The 20,000-nt window shown below is 63.6% G+C and carries 13 protein-coding genes; 8 read left to right on the forward strand and 5 right to left on the reverse strand.

The window, feature by feature from the left end; translation table 11 throughout:
• Positions 1–74 precede the first annotated feature (74 nt).
• The gene (locus tag ACUIAF_RS03210; protein WP_445338989.1) at positions 75–2,798 is read right to left on the reverse strand and encodes a DNA translocase FtsK; all 2,724 of its coding nucleotides are present in this window, start codon (positions 2,796–2,798) and stop codon (positions 75–77) included.
• Positions 2,799–2,898: 100 nt separating this feature from the next.
• On the opposite strand from ACUIAF_RS03210, the gene ACUIAF_RS03215 reads away from it, so the two are divergent.
• The gene (locus ACUIAF_RS03215; RefSeq protein WP_445338990.1) at positions 2,899–3,618 is read left to right on the forward strand and encodes a Fic family protein; all 720 of its coding nucleotides are present in this window, start codon (positions 2,899–2,901) and stop codon (positions 3,616–3,618) included.
• Between the two features lie 24 nt (positions 3,619–3,642).
• Here ACUIAF_RS03215 and ACUIAF_RS03220 read toward each other — a convergent pair whose 3' ends face one another.
• Genes ACUIAF_RS03220 through miaB form a run of 3 tightly spaced genes read right to left on the reverse strand, consistent with a single transcriptional unit; the run spans position 3,643 to position 6,590 of the window.
• Positions 3,643–4,164, reverse strand: a complete 522-nt coding sequence (locus tag ACUIAF_RS03220) for a MerR family transcriptional regulator (protein ID WP_445338991.1) — start codon at positions 4,162–4,164, stop codon at positions 3,643–3,645.
• A gap of 34 nt (positions 4,165–4,198) precedes the next feature.
• Positions 4,199–5,203, reverse strand: a complete 1,005-nt coding sequence (gene miaA, locus ACUIAF_RS03225; protein ID WP_445338992.1) for a tRNA (adenosine(37)-N6)-dimethylallyltransferase MiaA — start codon at positions 5,201–5,203, stop codon at positions 4,199–4,201.
• Positions 5,190–6,590, reverse strand: coding sequence for a tRNA (N6-isopentenyl adenosine(37)-C2)-methylthiotransferase MiaB (gene miaB, locus ACUIAF_RS03230; RefSeq protein WP_445338993.1), 1,401 nt, complete (start codon positions 6,588–6,590; stop codon positions 5,190–5,192). The genes miaA and miaB overlap by 14 nt, the downstream gene beginning before the upstream one ends.
• Before the next feature lie 151 nt (positions 6,591–6,741).
• Between miaB and ACUIAF_RS03235 the strand changes: the two genes are divergently transcribed.
• Positions 6,742–7,452: a GTP pyrophosphokinase gene (locus ACUIAF_RS03235; RefSeq protein ID WP_232347151.1), complete on the forward strand. Its 711-nt coding sequence runs from the start codon at positions 6,742–6,744 to the stop codon at positions 7,450–7,452.
• A 120-nt stretch (positions 7,453–7,572) separates the two neighbouring features.
• On the opposite strand, the gene ACUIAF_RS03240 is transcribed toward ACUIAF_RS03235, so the two are convergent.
• A complete protein-coding gene (locus tag ACUIAF_RS03240; protein ID WP_445338994.1) occupies positions 7,573–8,412 on the reverse strand; it encodes an aldo/keto reductase in 840 nt (279 codons plus the stop codon).
• Between the two features lie 706 nt (positions 8,413–9,118).
• Here ACUIAF_RS03240 and ACUIAF_RS03245 point away from each other — a divergent pair.
• The 6 genes from ACUIAF_RS03245 to ACUIAF_RS03270 all read left to right on the forward strand — a co-directional run bounded on the left by ACUIAF_RS03245 (position 9,119) and on the right by ACUIAF_RS03270 (position 19,574).
• The gene (locus ACUIAF_RS03245; RefSeq protein WP_445338995.1) at positions 9,119–12,292 is read left to right on the forward strand and encodes an RCC1 domain-containing protein; all 3,174 of its coding nucleotides are present in this window, start codon (positions 9,119–9,121) and stop codon (positions 12,290–12,292) included.
• A 540-nt stretch (positions 12,293–12,832) separates the two neighbouring features.
• Positions 12,833–12,979: a hypothetical protein gene (locus ACUIAF_RS03250; RefSeq protein WP_445338996.1), complete on the forward strand. Its 147-nt coding sequence runs from the start codon at positions 12,833–12,835 to the stop codon at positions 12,977–12,979.
• Between the two features lie 245 nt (positions 12,980–13,224).
• A complete protein-coding gene (locus ACUIAF_RS03255; protein WP_445338997.1) occupies positions 13,225–16,431 on the forward strand; it encodes an RCC1 domain-containing protein in 3,207 nt (1,068 codons plus the stop codon).
• Between the two features lie 595 nt (positions 16,432–17,026).
• A complete protein-coding gene (locus tag ACUIAF_RS03260; RefSeq protein ID WP_445338998.1) occupies positions 17,027–17,845 on the forward strand; it encodes an InlB B-repeat-containing protein in 819 nt (272 codons plus the stop codon).
• Positions 17,846–18,075: 230 nt separating this feature from the next.
• Entirely contained in the window at positions 18,076–18,432 is a 357-nt protein-coding gene (locus ACUIAF_RS03265; RefSeq protein WP_445338999.1) for a hypothetical protein, read from the forward strand.
• Positions 18,336–19,574, forward strand: a complete 1,239-nt coding sequence (locus ACUIAF_RS03270; RefSeq protein WP_445339000.1) for an InlB B-repeat-containing protein — start codon at positions 18,336–18,338, stop codon at positions 19,572–19,574. The genes ACUIAF_RS03265 and ACUIAF_RS03270 overlap by 97 nt, the downstream gene beginning before the upstream one ends.
• Positions 19,575–20,000 lie beyond the last annotated feature (426 nt).

Genomic DNA, 20,000 nt, shown 5'->3' on the forward strand with positions numbered 1-20,000 from the left:
GGCCGTCCAACAACACATGCCGGGCGGCAGTTTCATCATAACGGTAGACCAGGCCCAGCTTTTTGGGCCGATGTTCAGCCCTGCGCTTGCCCATCCGGGGCGGAATCCATGGAGGAAGCATCGCCTCGGATGAAGGCCAGGGCCTGCTGTAGCTGCGGCGGCTGAATAAGTACCTCGCGGGCCTTGGAACCCTCCGATGGCCCTACGATTCCCCTCGATTCCAGCAGGTCCATCAGTCTTCCTGCCCTGGCGAAGCCCACGCGCAGCTTGCGCTGAAGCATGGAGGTGGATCCGAACTGGGTGGTCACCACCAGCTCGGCCGCCTGGAGCAGCTCGTCCATATCGTCGCCGATCTCCTCCTGGATCTCGTTCTTGTGATCCGCCTTGTCGGCCATCTGCTCGATGTCCTCACGGTAGTGGGGCTTGCGCTGGGTGCGCACATAATCCACCGCCTTGCGGATCTCGGACTCGGAAACCCAGGCTCCCTGGACTCGGGTGGGCTTGGCCTGACCCATGGGCAGGAAGAGGGCATCACCCTGTCCGATCAGGGTCTCGGCACCGGTGGCATCAAGAATGACCCGGGAATCCGTGGAGGAGGATGTGGCGAAGGCCAGCCTGGAGGGGATGTTGGCCTTGATCAGGCCGGTGACCACGTCCACCGAGGGCCGCTGGGTGGCCAGAACCAGGTGGACGCCTGCGGCACGCGCCAGCTGGGTGATCCGCTGGATGGAGCTTTCGACATCGTTCTTGGCCACCATCATCAGATCGGCCATCTCGTCGACCACCACGACCAGGTAGGGATAAGGGGCCACCTTGCGGTTGGAGCCGGCGGGAGCATGGACCTTGCCCTCGCGCACGGCCTTGTTGAAGTCCTTGATGTGCCGGAATCCGAAGAACTGCAGATCGTCGTAGCGGGCGTCCATCTCCTTGACCACCCACTCCAGGGCCTGGGCGGCCTTCTTGGGTTCGGTGATGATGGGTGTGAGCAGGTGGGGAATGCCGGCGTAGGCGCTCAGCTCCACGCGCTTGGGGTCAACCATGATCAGGCGGACCTGTTCCGGCGTGGCCCGCATGATCAGCGAAACCAGCATGGAGTTGATGAAGCTGGACTTGCCCGAGCCCGTGGCGCCGGCCACCAGCAGGTGGGGCATCTTGGTCAGGTCGGCGGTCACATAGTGGCCCTCCACGTCCTTGCCCACGGCGGTCATCATGGGGTTGTCGTCCTGCTGGGCCTTGTCGGAGCGCAGCACGTCGCCCAGGTGGACGATCTCGCGGTCGACGTTGGGAATCTCGATGCCGATGGCCGACTTGCCGGGGATGGGGGACAGGATGCGCACGTCCGAGCTGGCCACCGCGTAGGCGATGTTGCGCTGAAGGTTGGTGACCTTTTCCACCTTGACGCCCGGGCCCAGCTCCACCTCGTACTGGGTGACCGAGGGACCGCGCAGGAAGCCCACCACCTTGGCGTCCACATCGAACTGCTGGAAGGTCGATTGCAGGGCCTTGATGACCGCGTCGTTGGCCGAGGTCCTGACCGCGTGGGGCTTGCCCTTGACCAGCAGGTCCGTGCTGGGCAGCACATAGGGCCGGCTCTCATCCACCTGTCGGTCGTCGGATGCCCCTGACGCGTCTGCAGCCTGGGCCCCCGCACCCTGGGCTCCGGCCGGCTGATTCCCTGCTCCCGGAGCCGGCTGGGCATCCATCTGCACAGTGTCGGCTGCGGCTGCGGCAGCGGCCCATGGATCCGAGGCCCCCACGCCGGACAGGGCAGCCGGATCCACCTTGGGGTGCCCCTGCTCCCTGGCATCCAAAAGCGCAGCCGTTGCCGGTGCCTCCACCGCGGGCATGTTCTGCGTGGGCACCTGGTCAGATTCAGCTGCCTGCACCGTCTGATCACCCTGGTCAGACCCCTCCAGCGAGGCCGCCTGGGAGAAGGGCTCGTCAGCCTCGTAACGCTCAAGATGGGTGTCCGTGTCCTTGCCGATGCGGCCATGCAGCAAGCGGCTGAACCAGCCGGCCACCCCGCCCTTGCGGGAATCCTGGTCATCCTCCTGGTCCGACTCCTGGTGAGTGGGCACGCCAGGCGCTAGTGGCAGGGTGTCGTCCCCCAGCCTGACCTCGTTGGGAGCGGTCTGAGCCGAAGCCGGGCTGGAGGCACGGGTCCCCTTCCCGCGCAGCCAGGCCATGAGGTCGCTCATATGGAATCTAAAGGTGATGAAGAGGCCGAAAATGGCCACGAGTACGAAGATGATGACGGCGAAAACCTTGGACAGCCCCCAGGCCAGGGGCGAACCCAGGAAGAACCCCAGAAGGCCGCCTGAGCCACTGATGGCCGTCATGTCGAAGCCGCGATAATCCGAGGCCATAAGCACGTCCAGGATGGAACAGACCGACCAGAGAACCACCATGAGGCCGCCCACCACAGGCAGGTTGCCCGCCTCGCGCCCGGTGTAGCAGACCAAACGGAAGGCCGCGAAAAGCAGAACCACCGGCAGGATGATGCTGCAGAGTCCCAGAACGCCCGCAGCCAGAGCATGCAGTCCCCGTCCCAGGAAGCCATTTACGCGGAACCATTCGCTGGCACAGAAGAGCACGGCCAGGATGACCAGCACGAAGCAGAGTCCATCCTTGCGGTAGGCGGAGTTGTCGCCATTCTTGCCGGCCACGGCGCGCACCAGGGATCCCAGGCCCCGGGGCAGGGCCAGCAAGGCCTTGTGCCAGAAGGGTTCCGGGTCTTGACTGTCCTTGGATGCGGTCCGACCGCGACCGCGTGCGTCTGCTTGCTGCTTACGTGTCATAACCCTTTCAGCCTACCCAGAACCCCGGTCTGCATCGGGCACGCCGGGTCAGTGTGCACAACTCTTTCAGACGGGGGCCGCCAGGGCTAGCATCGTTGGCATGACACCAGCCGAACGTCAGAGCGCCGTGGCCTTCGCTCTGCGCAACCTACTTCTGGATGACCGTCAGCCCGGTCCTTCGGCTCTTCAAGCAGCCAGCGACTTTGTAGCAGGCAGAAGGCAGGCCGAAGCGCTGGCCGACACGGCCCGACGCTTGGAAGCCCAGAGCAATGGTACGAACGCCAATGCGGATGCCCTGTTTCTGCGGACCATTCTGGTCTGTCAGTGGCCTTGGGCGACCGAAGGCGATCTTGCAGAGTTACGAGCCATCCACCGCAGGCTGCTGCCCAACCTGCCAGAAGAACGAGCACTGCGCTGGCCTCAACCAAACGACGATGCCAGCCTGTATCCAGCGGCCATGCTGGAGCAGGGAGCCGCGGCCATCGGCCAGGAGCTGGCGGCCGAACGCAATCTGGCCAGCCTGGACCGTCCAGTCTTCGTGGAGCGCCTGGCGCACTACTACGACGAGCTCTCCTACCTGCACCCCTTCGCCGACTGTGACGGCATGACCCTGCGCATCTTCCTCTCGCGCCTGTCCCACGATGCCGGGTGGGACCTGGACTGGGGACAGGCTGATCCGACCGCCCACCGCCGGGCCATCCAGCGAGCGCTCCGGGGCAGCACCGATGACCTGCAGGCCCTGATTACAGGCATGGTCCGCCCGGTCAACCCAACCAGAATATTTCTGATCGCGGGATGGGACCAGGGCCCAGCCCACTGAGCCGACAGCCTCAGCCCGACAGCATCAGCCTGGCAGCCGCTCATTGCCGCTGCGCTTGGCGGCCTCGATGATCTGGGCACTCTGATTGATCAGTTCCGTCGCCCCGGCCTGGTCGTGGTCGCGCACGTGCCCCCAGTATTGTATTTTGAGCTGCACATACCGCTTCCTTGCCCGCAAATCGGCCATCCGCTGGTCCAGCCGTCGCCCCTGCTCGGCCAGAAGCTCGATCTGCCGTCCGGCGGCCTCGGCGCCCGCGGCACGATTGCCCAGATACTCGCGCATGTGCTCCAGGGACATGCCCGTGGCGCTCAGGCAGGAAATGGTCTCCAGCAGGTCCAGATCCTCCTGGTTGTAACAACGGTGGCCGCTTGAGGGGTCCCTGGCAATAGGCGGAATAATGCCGATGGTCTCGTAGTAGCGCAGGGTGGTCTCCGGCATCCCCGACATGAGCGAGGCCTGACGGATGGTGTACCAGGGCCCGGATCCCTGGTCGGTCTGGGTTTGGTTGGTCTGGGGTTCAGCCTGGGGCTGCGTGATGGTGGTCATACCCGTTCAGCCTAGGAACTTCAAGTACTTGAAGTCAAAGCGCGCCCAGATGGTGTCTGGTCACCCTCCCCTGGTCAGACTGATCGGCCTGGGCGTCCGCCTGGTCGAAGCAGCCTTGGTCGGCCTGGTCCACCAGGTCCAGGGCCTGCCGGGCCAGGTCCGGGACCAGGGCATTCAGCCAGTGGATGCGTGGGTCCCGGCCGAACCAGCCCATCTGCTTGCGGGCCAGGCGCTTGGTCTTCTGCGCTATCAGCTCGAAGGCGGAATCCAGGTCGGTGCGGCCGTCCAGGTAGTCCAGAATCTGCTGATAGCCCAGGGCTCGTGAGGCCGTGGTCCCCAGGCGGTTGCGCAGCCCGCTCACCTCGTCGACCAGCCCCTGGTCGCGCATGGCCTGGGTGCGCTGGTCGATCCTGCGGTCCAGCTCCTCCCGGGGCAGGTCCAGCCCCAGCTGCAGGGCGGGCAAGAGGTAGCGATACCGGGGCAGGCTGGCCGAATAGGGCCGTCCGGTGATCTCCATGACCTCCAGAGCCCGCACGGTCCGCCGCACGTTCCGAGGATCCATCCGTGCCGCAGCCTCCGGGTCCCGCTCCTGCAGCTGGCGGAAGAGCAGCCCCGGGCCTTCCTCTTGGGCCCGCTCCTCCAGCCTGGCCCTAACCGCCGGGTCGGTGCCGGGGAAGGACAGATCGTCGATGACCGCCCGGGTATAGAGCCCTGAGCCACCGACCAAGATCGGCCGGATTCCCTGGGCCCGCAGGTCGGCTATCAGGGACCGGGCCATGGCCTGGAAGCGGGCCACGCTCATGGCCTCCTCCGGCTCGATGATGTCGATCAGGTGGTGGACCACCGCCTGCCGCTCCCCTACCGAAGGCTTGGCCGTACCCACGTCCATCCCCCGGTACATCTGGTAGGCATCGGCATTGACGATATGGGCCGTCTGCCCGCGGGCTTGGAGAGCCTGTGCCAGGGCCACGCCCAGGGCGGTCTTGCCCGAGGCTGTGGGACCCACGATGGAGATGATGCGGGGTTCAGCGGATGCCATAGACCTGCCCCGCCCGGGGATCCGGGTCAGCAATCAGATAGTGGGGCCCGGCCTGGGTGACGGTGCAGGTGACCAGGTCCCCGGGCTTAGGTGCAGGCATCCCCTGGGGCACGCCGACGTGGACCAGCACCCCGGTGCGCTCATGCCCGGTCACCCGATGGGTGCTGCCGTCGTGCCGGCCGTGCCCGTCGCCGATCAGCACCTCCACCTCTTTGCCCAAAAAGGCCTGCATGTGCTCCATGGTGATGGACTCCTGCAGGGCCTGCAGCCGCTCGAACCGGTCCTGGACCACGGCCTTGGGCAGCTGTGGCATGCGCGCGGCAGGCGTGCCGGGCCTGGGCGAATACTCAAAGATGAAGGCGGACGAGAAGCGCGCCCGACGCACCACATCCATGGTGGCCTGGAAGTCCTCCTCGGTCTCCCCGGGGAAGCCCACGATGATGTCGGTGGTGATCAGGGCATCGGGCATGGCAGCCCGCACCTTGTCCAGGATCTCCAGAAAGCGCTGGGACCGGTAGGAGCGCCGCATGGCCCGCAGGATCCGGTCGGAGCCCGACTGCAGGGGCATGTGCAGCTGGTGCATGACCGTGGGCGTCTCGGCCATGGCGGCGATCACATCGTCGGTGAAGGCCGCCGGATGGGGCGAGGTGAAGCGAATCCGCTCCAGCCCAGGCACCCGTCCGCAGGCGCGCAGGAGCCGGGCGAAGGCATAGCGGTCCCCCGTGGACCAGCCGTAGGAGTTGACGTTCTGCCCCAGCAGGGTCACCTGGCGGGCACCGGAGCGCACGCAGTCCTCAACCTCCTGCAGGATGTCGTCCATGGAACGGTCCCGCTCCCGCCCGCGCACCGAGGGCACGATGCAGAAGGTGCAGGTGTTGTTGCAGCCGACCGATATGGATACCCAGGCCTGCGAGCGCGAGGCCCTGACCGCCGGCAGCCTCCCGGGCAGATCCCGCAACTCCTCCGAAACCCCCACCTGGGGCCGCCCGTCCTTGCGGGCCTTGTCCAGCAGACCGGGCAGCGAACCGATGTCCCTGGTGCCGAAGACCGCATCCACCCAGGGCGCCGCCTTTACGATCCGCTCCCGGTCCTTCTGGGCCATGCAGCCGCCCACTGCGATGCGCGTGTCGGGCTTGTGCTGCTTGAACCTGTGCCAGCGCCCGATAGTCCCGTACATGCGCTGGGTGGCGTTGTCGCGCACGGCGCAGGTGTTGAGCACCATCACGTCCACCTCGCGCGCGCGTACCTGCTCGGGCGTGGCCTGCCGGTAGCCCTGGGCCCGGAGCACCCCGGCGATCCGCTCGGAATCATGCTCGTTCATCTGGCAGCCCAGGGTCCGCACATAGTAGACGCCCCTGCTGTCCTTATGCTGAGCGGTCGCGCTCATGCCCTCGCCTGCTTCCATAAGCCATGATTGTATGCGCAGGTCGGGTCCCGCGGCCATCGGGGCCTGTGCGTACCATGAGTGATGGTTACGAACGGCGGCATGGGAGGTTCATGTGATACTCGACCGTAACAGTGCCATGAGCGCATCCGAAATGAAGCAGCGACTGTCCGACCTGGACGAAAAGGACCGTCCCAAGCTGGACATCGACGAGATAACGGAGTTCGTCAATCTCATGCAGACCTACGAGGGGGCCATGTACGAGATTTCGACCAAGCTGGACGTGCTGGACACCGAATTCCAGGTCCGGTTCAGTCACAACCCCATCCACCACATGGAGCGCCGGCTCAAGAGCGTGGACTCCCTGATTGGCAAGCTGCACCGCAAGAACCTGCCCGTCACCATTCCCTCGGTGCGCGATCACATCTTCGACGTGGCCGGCGTGCGCGTCATCTGCAACTACCGGGATGACGTCTATTCGGTCTCCCGCTACCTTTCCGACCAGTCGGACATCCAGGTGCTGAGGGTCAAGGACTACATCCGCAACCCCAAGATGAACGGCTACCGCAGCCTGCACGTCATCTACGCCGTGCCGGTCTTCCTGACCTCGGGCCCCCACTACACGCCGGTCGAGGTGCAGTTCCGCACCATCGCCATGGACTACTGGGCCTCCCTGGAGCATCAGCTGCGCTACAAGTCCGACCTGCCCGACGCCCGCCTGGCCGAGCATTCGCAGACCCTGCTGGACTGCGCCCGCTCCCTGCAGAACATCGAGGTGCAGATGCAGTCCATCCACCGCGACATCTCAGGTTCGCCCCAGGAACAGGAGACCGACGACGAAGCCATCAGCGGCAATACCGATTAGCTGAATCCTCACAAATCCTTTACCATAGGAACCAGGCCAGGTGGAAGGGTTGGGGCTTCCGCCGGGTCCCAGGAGGAGGCCCCGCCTTCAAGGTCGGGTCTCCTCCTGTACCACCATATTTCAGAAGTCGAAGTTGTCGGGATCCGCGCCGGTGCGCTCGTCCCTGTTCATGGCGGTGATGGCCTTCATATCCTCATCGCTCAGCTCGAAGTCGAAGACCTGAGCATTTTGCTCGATCCGCTCCTTGTGGGTGGACTTGGGGATGACGATGACCCCGCGTTGCAAGTGCCAACGCAGCACGATCTGTGCCGGGGAGCGGTCGTAGCGCTCGGCCATGGCCTTGAGCCTGGGGTCGGCCAGCAAGTTGCCGCCGGTGCCGCCCAGGGGACTGTAAGCCTCCACATCCAGGCGCAGGGTGCCATGGCAGTAATCGATCAGGTCGCCGTTGACGAACTGGGGCGAGGACTCGATCTGGTCGACCGCCGGCTTGGTGCCGCTGATGGTGTGCAGCTCGTCCAGGTGGTGCTTCTGGAAGTTGCAGACCCCAATGGCCCGCACCCGCCGCTGGGTGTAGAGCTCCTCCATATCCTCCCAGGCCTGCTGCCAGCCCTTGGCGGGCCAGTGGATCAGATAGAGGTCCAGGTAGTCCACGCCCAGCCGGTCCAGACTCTCCTTGAAGGCCTCCTTGGCCCGCCCAGCACGGATGTCGTCATTCCAGAGCTTGGTGGTCAGGAAGACATCCCGCCGGTCAACTCCGGAGCGGCGCAGACCCTCCCCCACGGACTGCTCGTTGCCATAGATCATGGCGGTGTCGATGTGGCGATAGCCCGCCTGCAGGGCCCAGTTGACGGCCTGGCTGGTCGCCTCGCCATCGGGTGTTTGGAAGACCCCGAGCCCCAGCTGGGGGATGCGGACCCCGTTGTTGAGGGTAACGACGGTATCGGTGACGTTTCCGGTCATATAGGCATACTCCTTGTCGGCCGATCAGAGGCCGTGACGTGTTTTTTGTTCATTCTATCCGCCAGGCAAGATGGGATCAGCTGTTGCATAGGCCTACCGCCCTGCATTTGCATCTCGTGTTTGTTGGCTTGGTGGTAGAGTGAGCGGTGGGGACGTCTGAAAGACAACTGACTTCCGCTATGCTGGCTATTGAAGTGCGCAATATCGACGGTTCATCGACTTTAAAGACGTTAATGCTTGTAGATAGGCGGTGCTGATACCGCTTGATTTTGGTGAAGGGGATTAATTTCATGCATTTGGGTACCTGTCTGCGTCACGCGTCGGCGGCAACGATTGTCCTGCTGGGCCTGCTGGCAGGCCTGGGTGTCGCGTCCGCAAACGCGGACGATGTCGTGCCCGCCGGGCCGGCGGGCACTCCTGTATTTAGCGGGGGGGGGGGGGGGGTCGCCAGACCCCTCGCGTAGCTGAGCAAACCCCCGGCGCACTCCCCAACAGCACAACCAGTACTCCCCTGCCTTCACCCTCGCCACTGGAAACCACCTCACCCCTGAACCCCTGGACATCAAGCCCAGACCCGTCAACGTCGACGGACGCCGCCAACAGCGCGGACTCCTCTACAACTAAGCCATCCGACAAGTCGGACGGTCAAGCTTCGCACACGGTACGCTTCGACCCAGGCGAAGGCAACACACCTACCCAGTCAACTGTGAAAACCGGCACCCTCGCATCCCCTCCGGAAAACAACCCTGTGCGCGAAGGCTACCGGTTCGACGGGTGGACACACGACGACCAGCCCTATGACTTCCAGATTCCCATCCTCCAGGACATGACCCTAAAAGCAAAATGGTCGAAGACCACGGTCTGGACGCTGAGCCCGGAACACGGGCCAGCCACCGGCGCACGGCTGACCTTCAGCCCGCCCGACAGGGAGGAACCCTACTACACCAGCCTCCAAGCCGCAGGCGGCCAGATTGTCGGCCTGACCGGCGACGGCAACATCTACGTTTGGACGCAAGACGGCACACCCGCTCAGGTTGCTCTCCCCGTGCAGGCGCCCGACGGGTTCCGCTACCTGCAGACCGTGGCAGGCAGCCGATGGCAGGCCGCATTAGGATCCGACCAGCACATCTACACATGGAACAGCAAACAACCAATACCCGTGATCCTGGACACCAACCAGAACATGAAGTTCAACTTCATCAGTATGAACAATGACCTGCTGCTGGCGGTGGACCAACAGGGACAGGTCCACGCCTACCAGGCCAACGATGCCGACAACCAGGACCTGAACCTGAAACCCGCCGAACAGGCCACAACCAGCCTGCCCGGGCAGGCGCAAGCCGTCACCGCCGTCAACGACGGCAGCCAGGCCCTCATCGTGGATACGGACGGGCAAACCTGGGCATGGGCCGCAAGCAAAACCGGCAACATCAAACCCGAACGCATCAAACAAAATCAAGGAATGCGCATCATCCAAGTCGCAGCCCTCAACCAGGGGTTCCTCCTGCTGGACGCGGACGGGCAGGCCTATCACCTGGCCTATGGCAAGAAAAGCCTCGAAATCACCGGCCTGCCGGAAAACATGGAAGCCAGCCGGATCAACGCCAACAAGAACGAGGCCATCATCACCGGCACGGACGGCCACCTCTGGGCGTGGGAGCCAGGCGATACACCCAACAGTGCAGACAGCGGAAACCAGAACTACACACAGGCCGCTGCTACAGCCGACAGGATCACCGCCATAAGCAGGCAAGGCAACCTATTCACGTGGAGCATCGATGCCCAAGGCCAACCCGGTAAACCAACAAAACTCAATACCACCCAACCAGCGACTCTCGAATCAATCAGCATGGACGGCCAGTCACTGACACTCAGCAAAACAGACGGCTCCTGGCAGGCGGAAATGCCCGCAAGCCAGCCCGGACCAGTTACCATCACACTCGCCGGCAGACAGGACAATAAGCCTTTCACCAAGAGCCTCAACTACACGGTCGACCAGACGCTTCTGAAGGACATCCGACAGAGTTCCACCTACACGGTCACCTTCAAGACGGACGGAGGAAGTCCCAAACCCGGAGACCAGCAGGTCGACTATCCCTACGGCAGGGTCCAACGGCCCTCCCCCGACCCGACCCGCAGCGGCTACCAGTTCGACGGATGGTTCATCAACAAAGTCGCCTACGACTTCAGCAAGCCCGTCACAGAAAACCTCACCCTCACCGCCAAGTGGACCAGCAAAACCCCCAACACCTCCTGGAGGATCAGCCCCGACAAGGGCAGCCAGCTCGGCCACGAAACCACCACCATCACCCCGCCAGACAGCACCAGCGGCATCAGATTCAACCAGGTTGGCGGAGCAAAATACTATACCTATGTTTTTTCCTTGGCCGTGGGCAGTGACGGGAACGCCTACGCATGGGGAGACAACACCTATGGCCAGCTCGGCGACGGGACGACCACTCAACGGATTACGCCGAACATAGTCAGGAAACCTGCAGGCGTGCCGACCGACTTCACCTATGTGCAGGTCAGCGCAGGAAAATGGCATTCGCTGGCCGTGGGTAGCGACGGATACGTATACGCTTGGGGCAGCAACCAGCATGGTCAGCTCGGCAACAACACCGCAACGAATTCCTCTGTTCCTGTGCGCGTGCGCGACCCCGCCAGCCCCACGGATCCAAACAAAGGACTCAAAGCCATACAGGTCAGCGCCGGAGACGAGCATTCACTGGCCTTGGACAGCAACGGATACGTCTACGCCTGGGGATGGAACGACAATGGCCGACTCGGCAACAACACCACAGCAGATTCGTCTTTCCCCGTGCGCGTGCGCGACCCCGCCAGTTCCACCGACCCGAGCAAAGGACTCAAAGCCGTACAGGTCAGCGCCGGATGGCACCATTCGCTGGCCGTGGGCAGCGACGGATACGCATACGCCTGGGGATTGAACAACTATGGCCAACTCGGCAACACCAGCAAAAACTCTTCGTCTTTTCCTGTGCGCGTGCGCGACCCCACCAGCCCCACTGACGCAAACAAAGGTCTGAAAGCAACACAGGTCAGCGCCGGATACTCTCATTCGCTGGCCGTGGGCAGCGACGGATACACCTACGCCTGGGGATTAAACAACTATGGCCAACTCGGTAACAGCAACACAGCAGATTCGACAGTTCCTGTGCGCGTGCGCGACCCCACCAGCCCCAAGGACACGAGCAAAGGGCTCAAAGCCACAGCGATCAACGCTGGAGGCGAGCACTCACTAGCTGTGGGCAGCAACGGATACGCATACGCCTGGGGATGGAACCTGTATCGCCAGCTCGGCGACGGCACTACAAGCAACTCGAGTGTTCCTGTGCCAGTACGCGACCCGACCAGTCCAGCTGACGCAAGCAAAGGGCTACAAGCCACACGGTTCAGCGTCGGAGACCATCATTCGCTGGCCGTGGGCAGCAACGGATACGCATACGCCTGGGGAGAAAACATCTATGGCCAGCTCGGCGACGGCACTACTGACGACTCAAACGTTCCTGTGTCGGTGTTGTTCAACCTGCAGCCGGTGATCACTGCAGCCAGGTTCGACACCGGCCCAGGCACGAACCTGGCTCCTGTCAGCAACAGCAGCAGCGTCACCGTGCTCACGCCCGCACACCAGCCAGGTGCGGTCACGGTCAGCGTCGACTATGCAATGGGTGGCGCGGGACGCATCCTGACCGACACCTCCCTCAGATACTCATACCTGCCTGCAGGCGTTCTCCCTCATGCCGGCGGCGAAGGCATCATCCTTGCCCTGGCCACCGGCATGACCGGCATGGGCGGGGTCCTGGCCTCACGCCGCCACAGGAGAGAACGGCACAGGCTATTGCACACCTCGCACGAGTAAGACAGGCCGGAAGCGGATCAATCCCCCCCCCCCACCCCCGGCTTACAACAGGGGCCCACGGAGGAATGCCACTTAAAACTCACCCCCCAAGAGAGCCGGCACCCCTCTTGCGCCTCCACCACCACACTACTGTCCAAATACTGCAGTCAAGAATTGAGAGCAGGCATGCACGGCACGTTTCTGCCTTCGAAAGGGAAACTTGGGCACGCCGACCAGGGGGGGGGGATGGAGCCCAAGTCCGCTCGGCCTTCGTCTGTGCTCCCAGTACCAGATAATCGCTGTAAACAAACGCTTTTCCCAACCAAAAGATCCGTTGTCGTCAAAGAGCTGACTTGGCTCGTGTTTGTTGTCTGAAGTCTGGGTGGTATGGTGAGAGGGAGGGGATGTCAAGAAGGCGACTGGCTTCCGCCATTGGACTCTGCAGTTTGATGCAGGATCGGCATCGATAGACAGAACGGTTTTTCGACTGGAAGAACGAAGAACTTTAATAGGCAAGCGGCGTTGATTCCGCTTGATGTTTGGTGAAGGGGTTTTGGTTTCATGCATATGGTTACCCGTCTGCGTCGAATCCTGGCGATGATGACCGTCCTGCTGGGCCTGCTGGCAGGCCTTGGCGTCGCGTCCGCCGACCCGGCGGACGCTCCTGTGTTTAGGGGGGGGGGGGGGGTCGTCAGACATCTCAAGTAGCTGAGCACACCCCCGGCATTGCCCCCGGCAGCGCAGCCAGCACCTCCCTGCCCTCGCCCTCGCCGCTGGAAACCGCATCGCCCCTGAACCCCACGACGCCGAGCCCGGGCGCCCCGCCAACGCCGACGGGAACACCCGGCAGCACAGACCCCGCTCCGGCCAAATCAGCAGAGAAGCCGGATGAGCAAGCCACACACACGGTGCGCTTCGACCCCGCCGACGGCAGCAAGCCAACACAGTCAACAGTGAAGACCGGCACCCTGGCCGCTCCCCCGCAACGGAATCCGCAGCGTGAGGGCTTCCGGTTCGACGGGTGGATGCTCGACGGCCAGCCCTATGACTTCCGGACCCCCGTCCTGCAGGACACGACCCTGAAAGCCCAGTGGACCAAGACCACGGACTGGACGCTGAGCCCGGACCACGGTCCCGCCACCGGGGCGCGGCTGACCATCAGCCCGCCCAAAAATCAAGAACCTCAATTTGTCAGCCTCCAGGCCGCCGGACAGCACATAGTCGGCCTGACCGGCGACGGGCGCATCCACACCTGGACGCGGGAAGGCGCACCCAAGCAGGTTCCCGCCCCCGCCCAGGCTGCAGACGGGTTCCGCTACCTGCAGGTTGCAGCCGGCAGCCGACGGCAGGCGGCACTCGGATCCGACCAGCGGATCTACACCTGGGACAATGAACAATCGACACCCACCATCCTCGATGCCAACCAGAACACCAGGTTCACCAGCATCAGCATCAACGATGACCTTCTGCTGGCTGTGGACCGGCAGGGACATGTCCACACCTTCCAAACCGGTCAGGCCGACAGCCAGAATCCGAACCCGAAACCCCTGGAGCAGGCCGAGACCGGCCTGCCCGGACAGGCGCAGGCCGTCACCGCCGCCGCCTCCGCCAGCCGGACCCTCATCGTGGACTCTGACGGGCAGGCCTGGACCTGGGACGCGAACAGCATAGGCAAAGCCAAGCCTGTACACATCAGACAAGACACCGAAATGCGCACCGTCCAAGTCCAAGCACTCGGCAAAGAATTTCTCCTGCTGGACGCGGACGGGCAGGCCTGGTACCTGGCCGACAGCACAACCGATCCGACAGCCGTCAGCCTGCCGGAGGGCATGAAAGCCAGCCGGATCAGCACCGACAAGAACCAGGCCATCATCACCGACAAGGAGGGCCGCGTCTGGTCCTGGCAGCCCGGCGGAACCCCCGTCCGGGCGGACGACGGGAGCCGGCCATACACGCAGGCCGTCCTTGCAGGCGGCAGGATCACCGCCATCAGCAGGCAGGGCGGCCTCCACCAGTGGAGCCCGGACGGGCAGGGCCGGCCCGGCAAGCCCGTCAGGCTCGACACCACCCAGGCACCCACCCTGGAAACAGCCAGCATGGACGGCCAGCCACTGACACTCACCAGGAACAACAACGCCTGGCAGACGGACACACCCGCCCACACACCCGGAGAGGCCACCATTGTTATCACCGGCAAACAGGACAACCAGCCCTTCACCAGAAGCCTCAACTACACGGTCGACCAGACCCTGACCAGAGACATCCGACAAGGCTCCACCCACACGGTCAGCTTCGACACAAACGGAGGAAGCCCGGCACCCGGCCCCCAACAAATCGACTACCCCTACGGGCGAGTGCAACGGCCCACGCCCGACCCGACCCGCGAAGGCTTCCTGTTCGACGGATGGTTCACCGGCAACACCGCCTACGACTTCAGCAAACCCGTCACCGACAACCTCACCCTCACCGCCCACTGGACCTTCAAAGACCCCGACAACACATGGAAGATCAACCCCGACAGGGGCAGCCAGTTCGGCAACGAAACCACCACCATCACCCCACCAGACACCAGCCGGGGCATCAGATTCAGCCAGGTCAGTGGCGGAGGATACGCCCCGTTTGATGTGACGGGGGGGTATTCACTGGCTGTGGGCAGCGACGGGAACGCCTACGCCTGGGGATACAACAAGTATGGCCAGCTCGGCAACGGCACGACCACCCAGCAGAACACACCCGTCCCGGTGCCAAAGCCTGAAGGCACGCCCACGGATTTCACCTACGTGCAGGTCGTTGCCGGAGGCTATCATTCGCTGGCCATCGGCAGCGACGGGTACGTATACGCCTGGGGGAATAACAACCGCGGGCAGCTCGGCAACAACACCAAGTCCAATTCGTCAACCCCCGTGCGCGTGCACGGGCCCAACAACACCGGCGAAGGGCTGAAAGCCATCCAGGTCTCCGCAGGAGCCTGGAACTCCATGGCATTGGCCGCCGACGGCACCGTATACACCTGGGGCAGCTTCCAGAGCGCATGGGCCGTCTCGTCCAACTTGCCCGCAACTGTCCCGCAGACCGTGCCCACAACGGTCGAGGACCCCTCGGATGCCAGCAGCGTCTTCCACGCCGTGCAGATCAGCACCCGATGGTCCTTCGACATGGCCATCGGCCAGGACGGGTACGTATACGCCTGGGGCTACAACACCAACGGCCAGCTCGGCAACAACACCAGCGACGGTACCAGCACCACCGTCTTCCACCCCACGCCCAGCCGCGTGTTCGCCTCCAGCAAGTCCACGGCTGCTGCGGGCCCCTGGCTGAAGGCCATCCAAGTGAGCGCCGGCGTTAGGCATGCGCTGGCCATCGACGAGGACGGGAACACATGGTCATGGGGACGCAACAACTATGGTGAGCTCGGCAACGGCACCAGCACCGGAGAACACGTCGCAAATCCTGTCCCCGTGCGTGTGCAATACCCCGCAAGTACGGGCACAGTGACAGCCGTGCAGGTGAGCGCCGGAGCCAATCATTCGATAGCTGTCGACACAAACGGAAACACCTGGGCATGGGGGCGCAACGACTATGGCCAGCTCGGCAACAACACCACGAGCAATCAGAGTACCCCAGTAAAGGTGTTCGCCTCCGCGCAGTCCACGAGCTCGGATGGACCATGGCTGAATGCTGTGCAAATCAGCGCAGGATACTTTTCATCAGCAATCGGCGCTGACGGATACGCGAAAGTATGGGGACAAAACAACAATGGCCAGCTCGGCAACGGCACCACTAGTGGCAAGAAGCCGAATCCTGTTCCTGTGTCGGTGATGTTCCCCCTGCAGCCGGTGATCACAGCCGCCAGGTTCGACACCAGCCTTGCCACGAACCTGAACCATATCAGCAACAGCAACAGCGTCACCGTGCTCACACCCGCACACCAACCAGGCACGGTCACGGTCAGCGTGGACTACACGATGGGCGGTGCAGGAAGCACCCTGACCGACACCTCACTCCGATACACGTACCTGCCTGCAGGCGTGCTCCCCCAGGCAGGCGGGGAAGGCATCCTGCTCACTCTGGCCACCGGCATGACCGGCATGGGCGCGATGCTGGCATCCCGCCGCCACCGGAGGGAAACACACCAACTATTACACGCTTCGCACGAGTAAGAGCGGCCAGGGGCGGGTCAATCCCTCGGCCCTGGCTTATCGGGGGCGCACGGAGGAAAAGTGTCACTGAAGGCTCAATCCCCAAGGGAGCCGACACGCCTCCCGCGCCCCTCCCACCACACATATGCTGACTTCCAACGAACTGGCATCGGCATCATGGACACAGCCATGCAACATCCGGATTAGATTCGATTCCGAGCGTTTCCCGGCCCCCATATGCTGGCGGTCAACCGGCAGGCGCAATCTGGTAGGTTGAAGTACTGGCTAGCGGCAGGATATTTGCTCGCTTTTTCATCGGTGAGGCGGCAAACAGAGGCATTGTGCCGGCACGTAGCCCGAAGCTGGCTTGGCCTATATGGATCCGATATCACAAACGGCGTCGCTTGTTCTAGTTTTCAGGTAGCATGATGTGTAGTGGTGTTGGGGAGTTGGCTGGGTTTCGATGTGGCTTGTACGGCTGGCGCTGGGGCGGCTTGAGGACTGGGGAACTGGACGGCTTCCTGACGGATGGGACGTTGTAGGCAGGGATTCATCGGCACGCTTGGGGGGATGGTGGAAGCGGCTGTGTCCGGTGTGGGCGAAAGGTGTTCGGCTTATGCATCTGGGTACCCGTCTGCGTCGCATCCTGGCGATGATGATCGTCCTGCTGGGCCTGCTGGCAGGCCTGGGCGCCGCGTCCGCCCAGGCGGACGCTCCCCCATCCATCGAGGGGGGCCGCCGGACCCCCCACACAGCTGAGCACACCCCCGGCATTGCAGCCGGCACCCCCCTGCCCTCGCCCTCGCCCTCGCCGATACAAACCATCACACCGATAAGTTCCGCAACACCGAGTCCAAGCACTCCATCATCGACGACAAGCAATACAGACGGCGCAGGCTCCTCTCCGTCCAAGCCGTCCGATAAGGCGGACAGTCAAGCCGCACACACGGTGCGCTTCGACCCGGCCGACGGCGGCACACCCACCCAGTCGAGCGTGAAGACCGGCACCCTCGCTATTCCCCCGCAACACAATCCGCAGCGTGAGGGATTCCGGTTCGACGGGTGGACGCTCGACGGCCGGCCCTACGACTTCCGGACCCCCGTCCTGAAGGACACGACCCTGAAAGCCCAATGGTCGAAAACCACGGACTGGACGCTGAGCCCGGACCACGGGCCCGCCACCGGCGCCAGGCTGACCATCAACCCGCCCGGCCAGCAGGAACCCCACTACACCAGCATCCAAGCAGCAGGAGACCAGACAGTCGGCCTGACCGGGGACGGGCGCATCCACACCTGGACACAGGACCACACACCCAAGCAGGTGCCCGCCCCCGCCCAGGCCGCCGCCGGGTTCCGTTACCTGCAAGGCCGCAGCAGGCAGCCGCCGGCAGGCCGCACTCGGATCCGACCAGCGGATCTACACCTGGGACAATGAACAAGCGGCACCCACGCTCCTCGACGCCGGACAGGACACCCGGTTCACCAGCATCAGCCTGAACGACGACCGGCTCCTGGCCGTGGACCGGCAAGGCCGGGTCCACACCTACCGGGCCAGCCGGGACCCGGAACGCAGACAGCACCGGCAACGCCAAGCCCGAACCCGTCAGGCAGGACCCGGACACGCGCATTCTCCAAGCCCAGGCCTTTAGCAAAGGATTCCTGCTCTTGGATTCAAAGAGACAGGCCTGGTACCTCGCCGACGGCACCACCGATCCGACAGCCGTCAGCCCGCCGGAGGGCATGAAAGCCAGCAGGATCAGCACCGACAAGAACCAGGCCATCATCACCGACAAGGAGGGCCGCGTCTGGTCCTGGAAGCCGGGCGGAACCCCCGTCCGGGCGGACGACGGGAGCCAGCCATACACGCAGGCCGTCCTTGCAGGCGGCAGGATCACCGCCGTCAGCAGGCAGGGCGGCATGTTCACATGGAGCCTGGACGGGCAGGGCCGGCCCGGCCAGCCCGGCTCGACACCACCCAGGCACCCACCCTGGAATCAGCCAGCATGGACGGCCAGCCACTGACACTCACCAGGAACAACGACGCCTGGCAGACGGACACACCCGCCCACACGCCCGGACCAGCCACCATCACACTCGCCGGCAGCCAGGACGGCCAGCCCTTCACCAGGAGCCTCAACTACACGGTCGACCAGCCGCTGACCAGAGACATCCGACAAGGCTCCACCCACACGGTCAGCTTCGACACAAACGGAGGAAGCCCGGCACCCGGCCCCCAACAAATCGACTACCCCTACGGGCGAGTGCAACGGCCCACGCCCGACCCGACCCGCGAAGGCTTCCTGTTCGACGGATGGTTCACCGGCAACACCGCCTACGACTTCAGCAAACCCGTCACCGACAACCTCACCCTCACCGCCCACTGGACCTTCAAAGACCCCGACAACACATGGAAGATCAACCCCGACAGGGGCAGCCAGTTCGGCAACGAAACCACCACCATCACCCCACCAGACACCAGCCGGGGCATCAGATTCAGCCAGGTCAGTGGCGGGACAGACTACAGCTCTTGTTTCTCCTTGGCTGTGGGCAGCGCTGGGAACGCATACGCCTGGGGACGGAACAAGAATGGCCAGCTCGGCAACGGGACGACAGCCGAGTATCAGACTACGCCGGTCATGGTGAGGAAGCCTGACCGCAAGACATACCCGGACCTGCCGGAGGGTTTCACCTACGTGCAGGTCAGCGCCGGACAATATCATTCGCTGACCCTGGGCAGCGACGGGAACGCCTACGCCTGGGGATACAACAACGCTGGCCAGCTCGGCAATCCCGACGCAGGAAGCCGCAGTCTCGTTCCTGTGCCGGTGACGTTCAACCTGCAGCTGGTGATCACCGGCGTCAGATTCGACCAGACTGCCGTATCGGGCCTGACACATAGCAATGACAACAGCGTCACCGTGCTCACGCCAATACACGTGCCGGGTATGGTCACGGTCAGTGTGGACTACACGCTGGGCGGCACAGCCCAGCAGCCCGATACTTCCCTCAGACATACATACCTACCTGCAGGCGTACTCCCAAGACCCGGAAGGGAAGGCATCCTGCTCGCCCTGGCCACCGGCATGACCGGCATGGGCGGGGTCCTGGCCTCGCGCCGCCACCGGAGAGAACGGCACAGGCTACTGCACACTTCGCACGAGTAAGACAGGCCGGAGGCGGATCAATCCCCCTAGCCCCGGCTTACAACGGGGGCGCACGAAGGAATGCCACGTTCAAGGCTCATCCCAAAGGGAACCGGCACTCCTCTTGCGCCCCCACCACCACACTACTGTCGACTGGTGCTGACAGACATTAGGAGCAGGCATGCGCACCCCCGCCTCTGCCCTCGAAAGGGAAACTCGGGCACGTGAATCAAAGGGCACAGAAACTCTAGTCCGCTCGGTCTTCGTCCGTGCTCTCAGTACCAGACAATCGCTGTAGACAAACGCTATTCCTCAACAAAAAAACATTGTCGTAAAAGAGCTGATTTGGCTTGTATGTGTTGTTGGCGGGTTGGGTGGTAGGGTGAGAGAGGGGGAAGTCGAGAAGACGACTGGGTTCCGCCATGATTCGTGCGGTCTGTTGCGCGG

This window comes from Bifidobacterium sp. ESL0822, assembly GCF_052606675.1.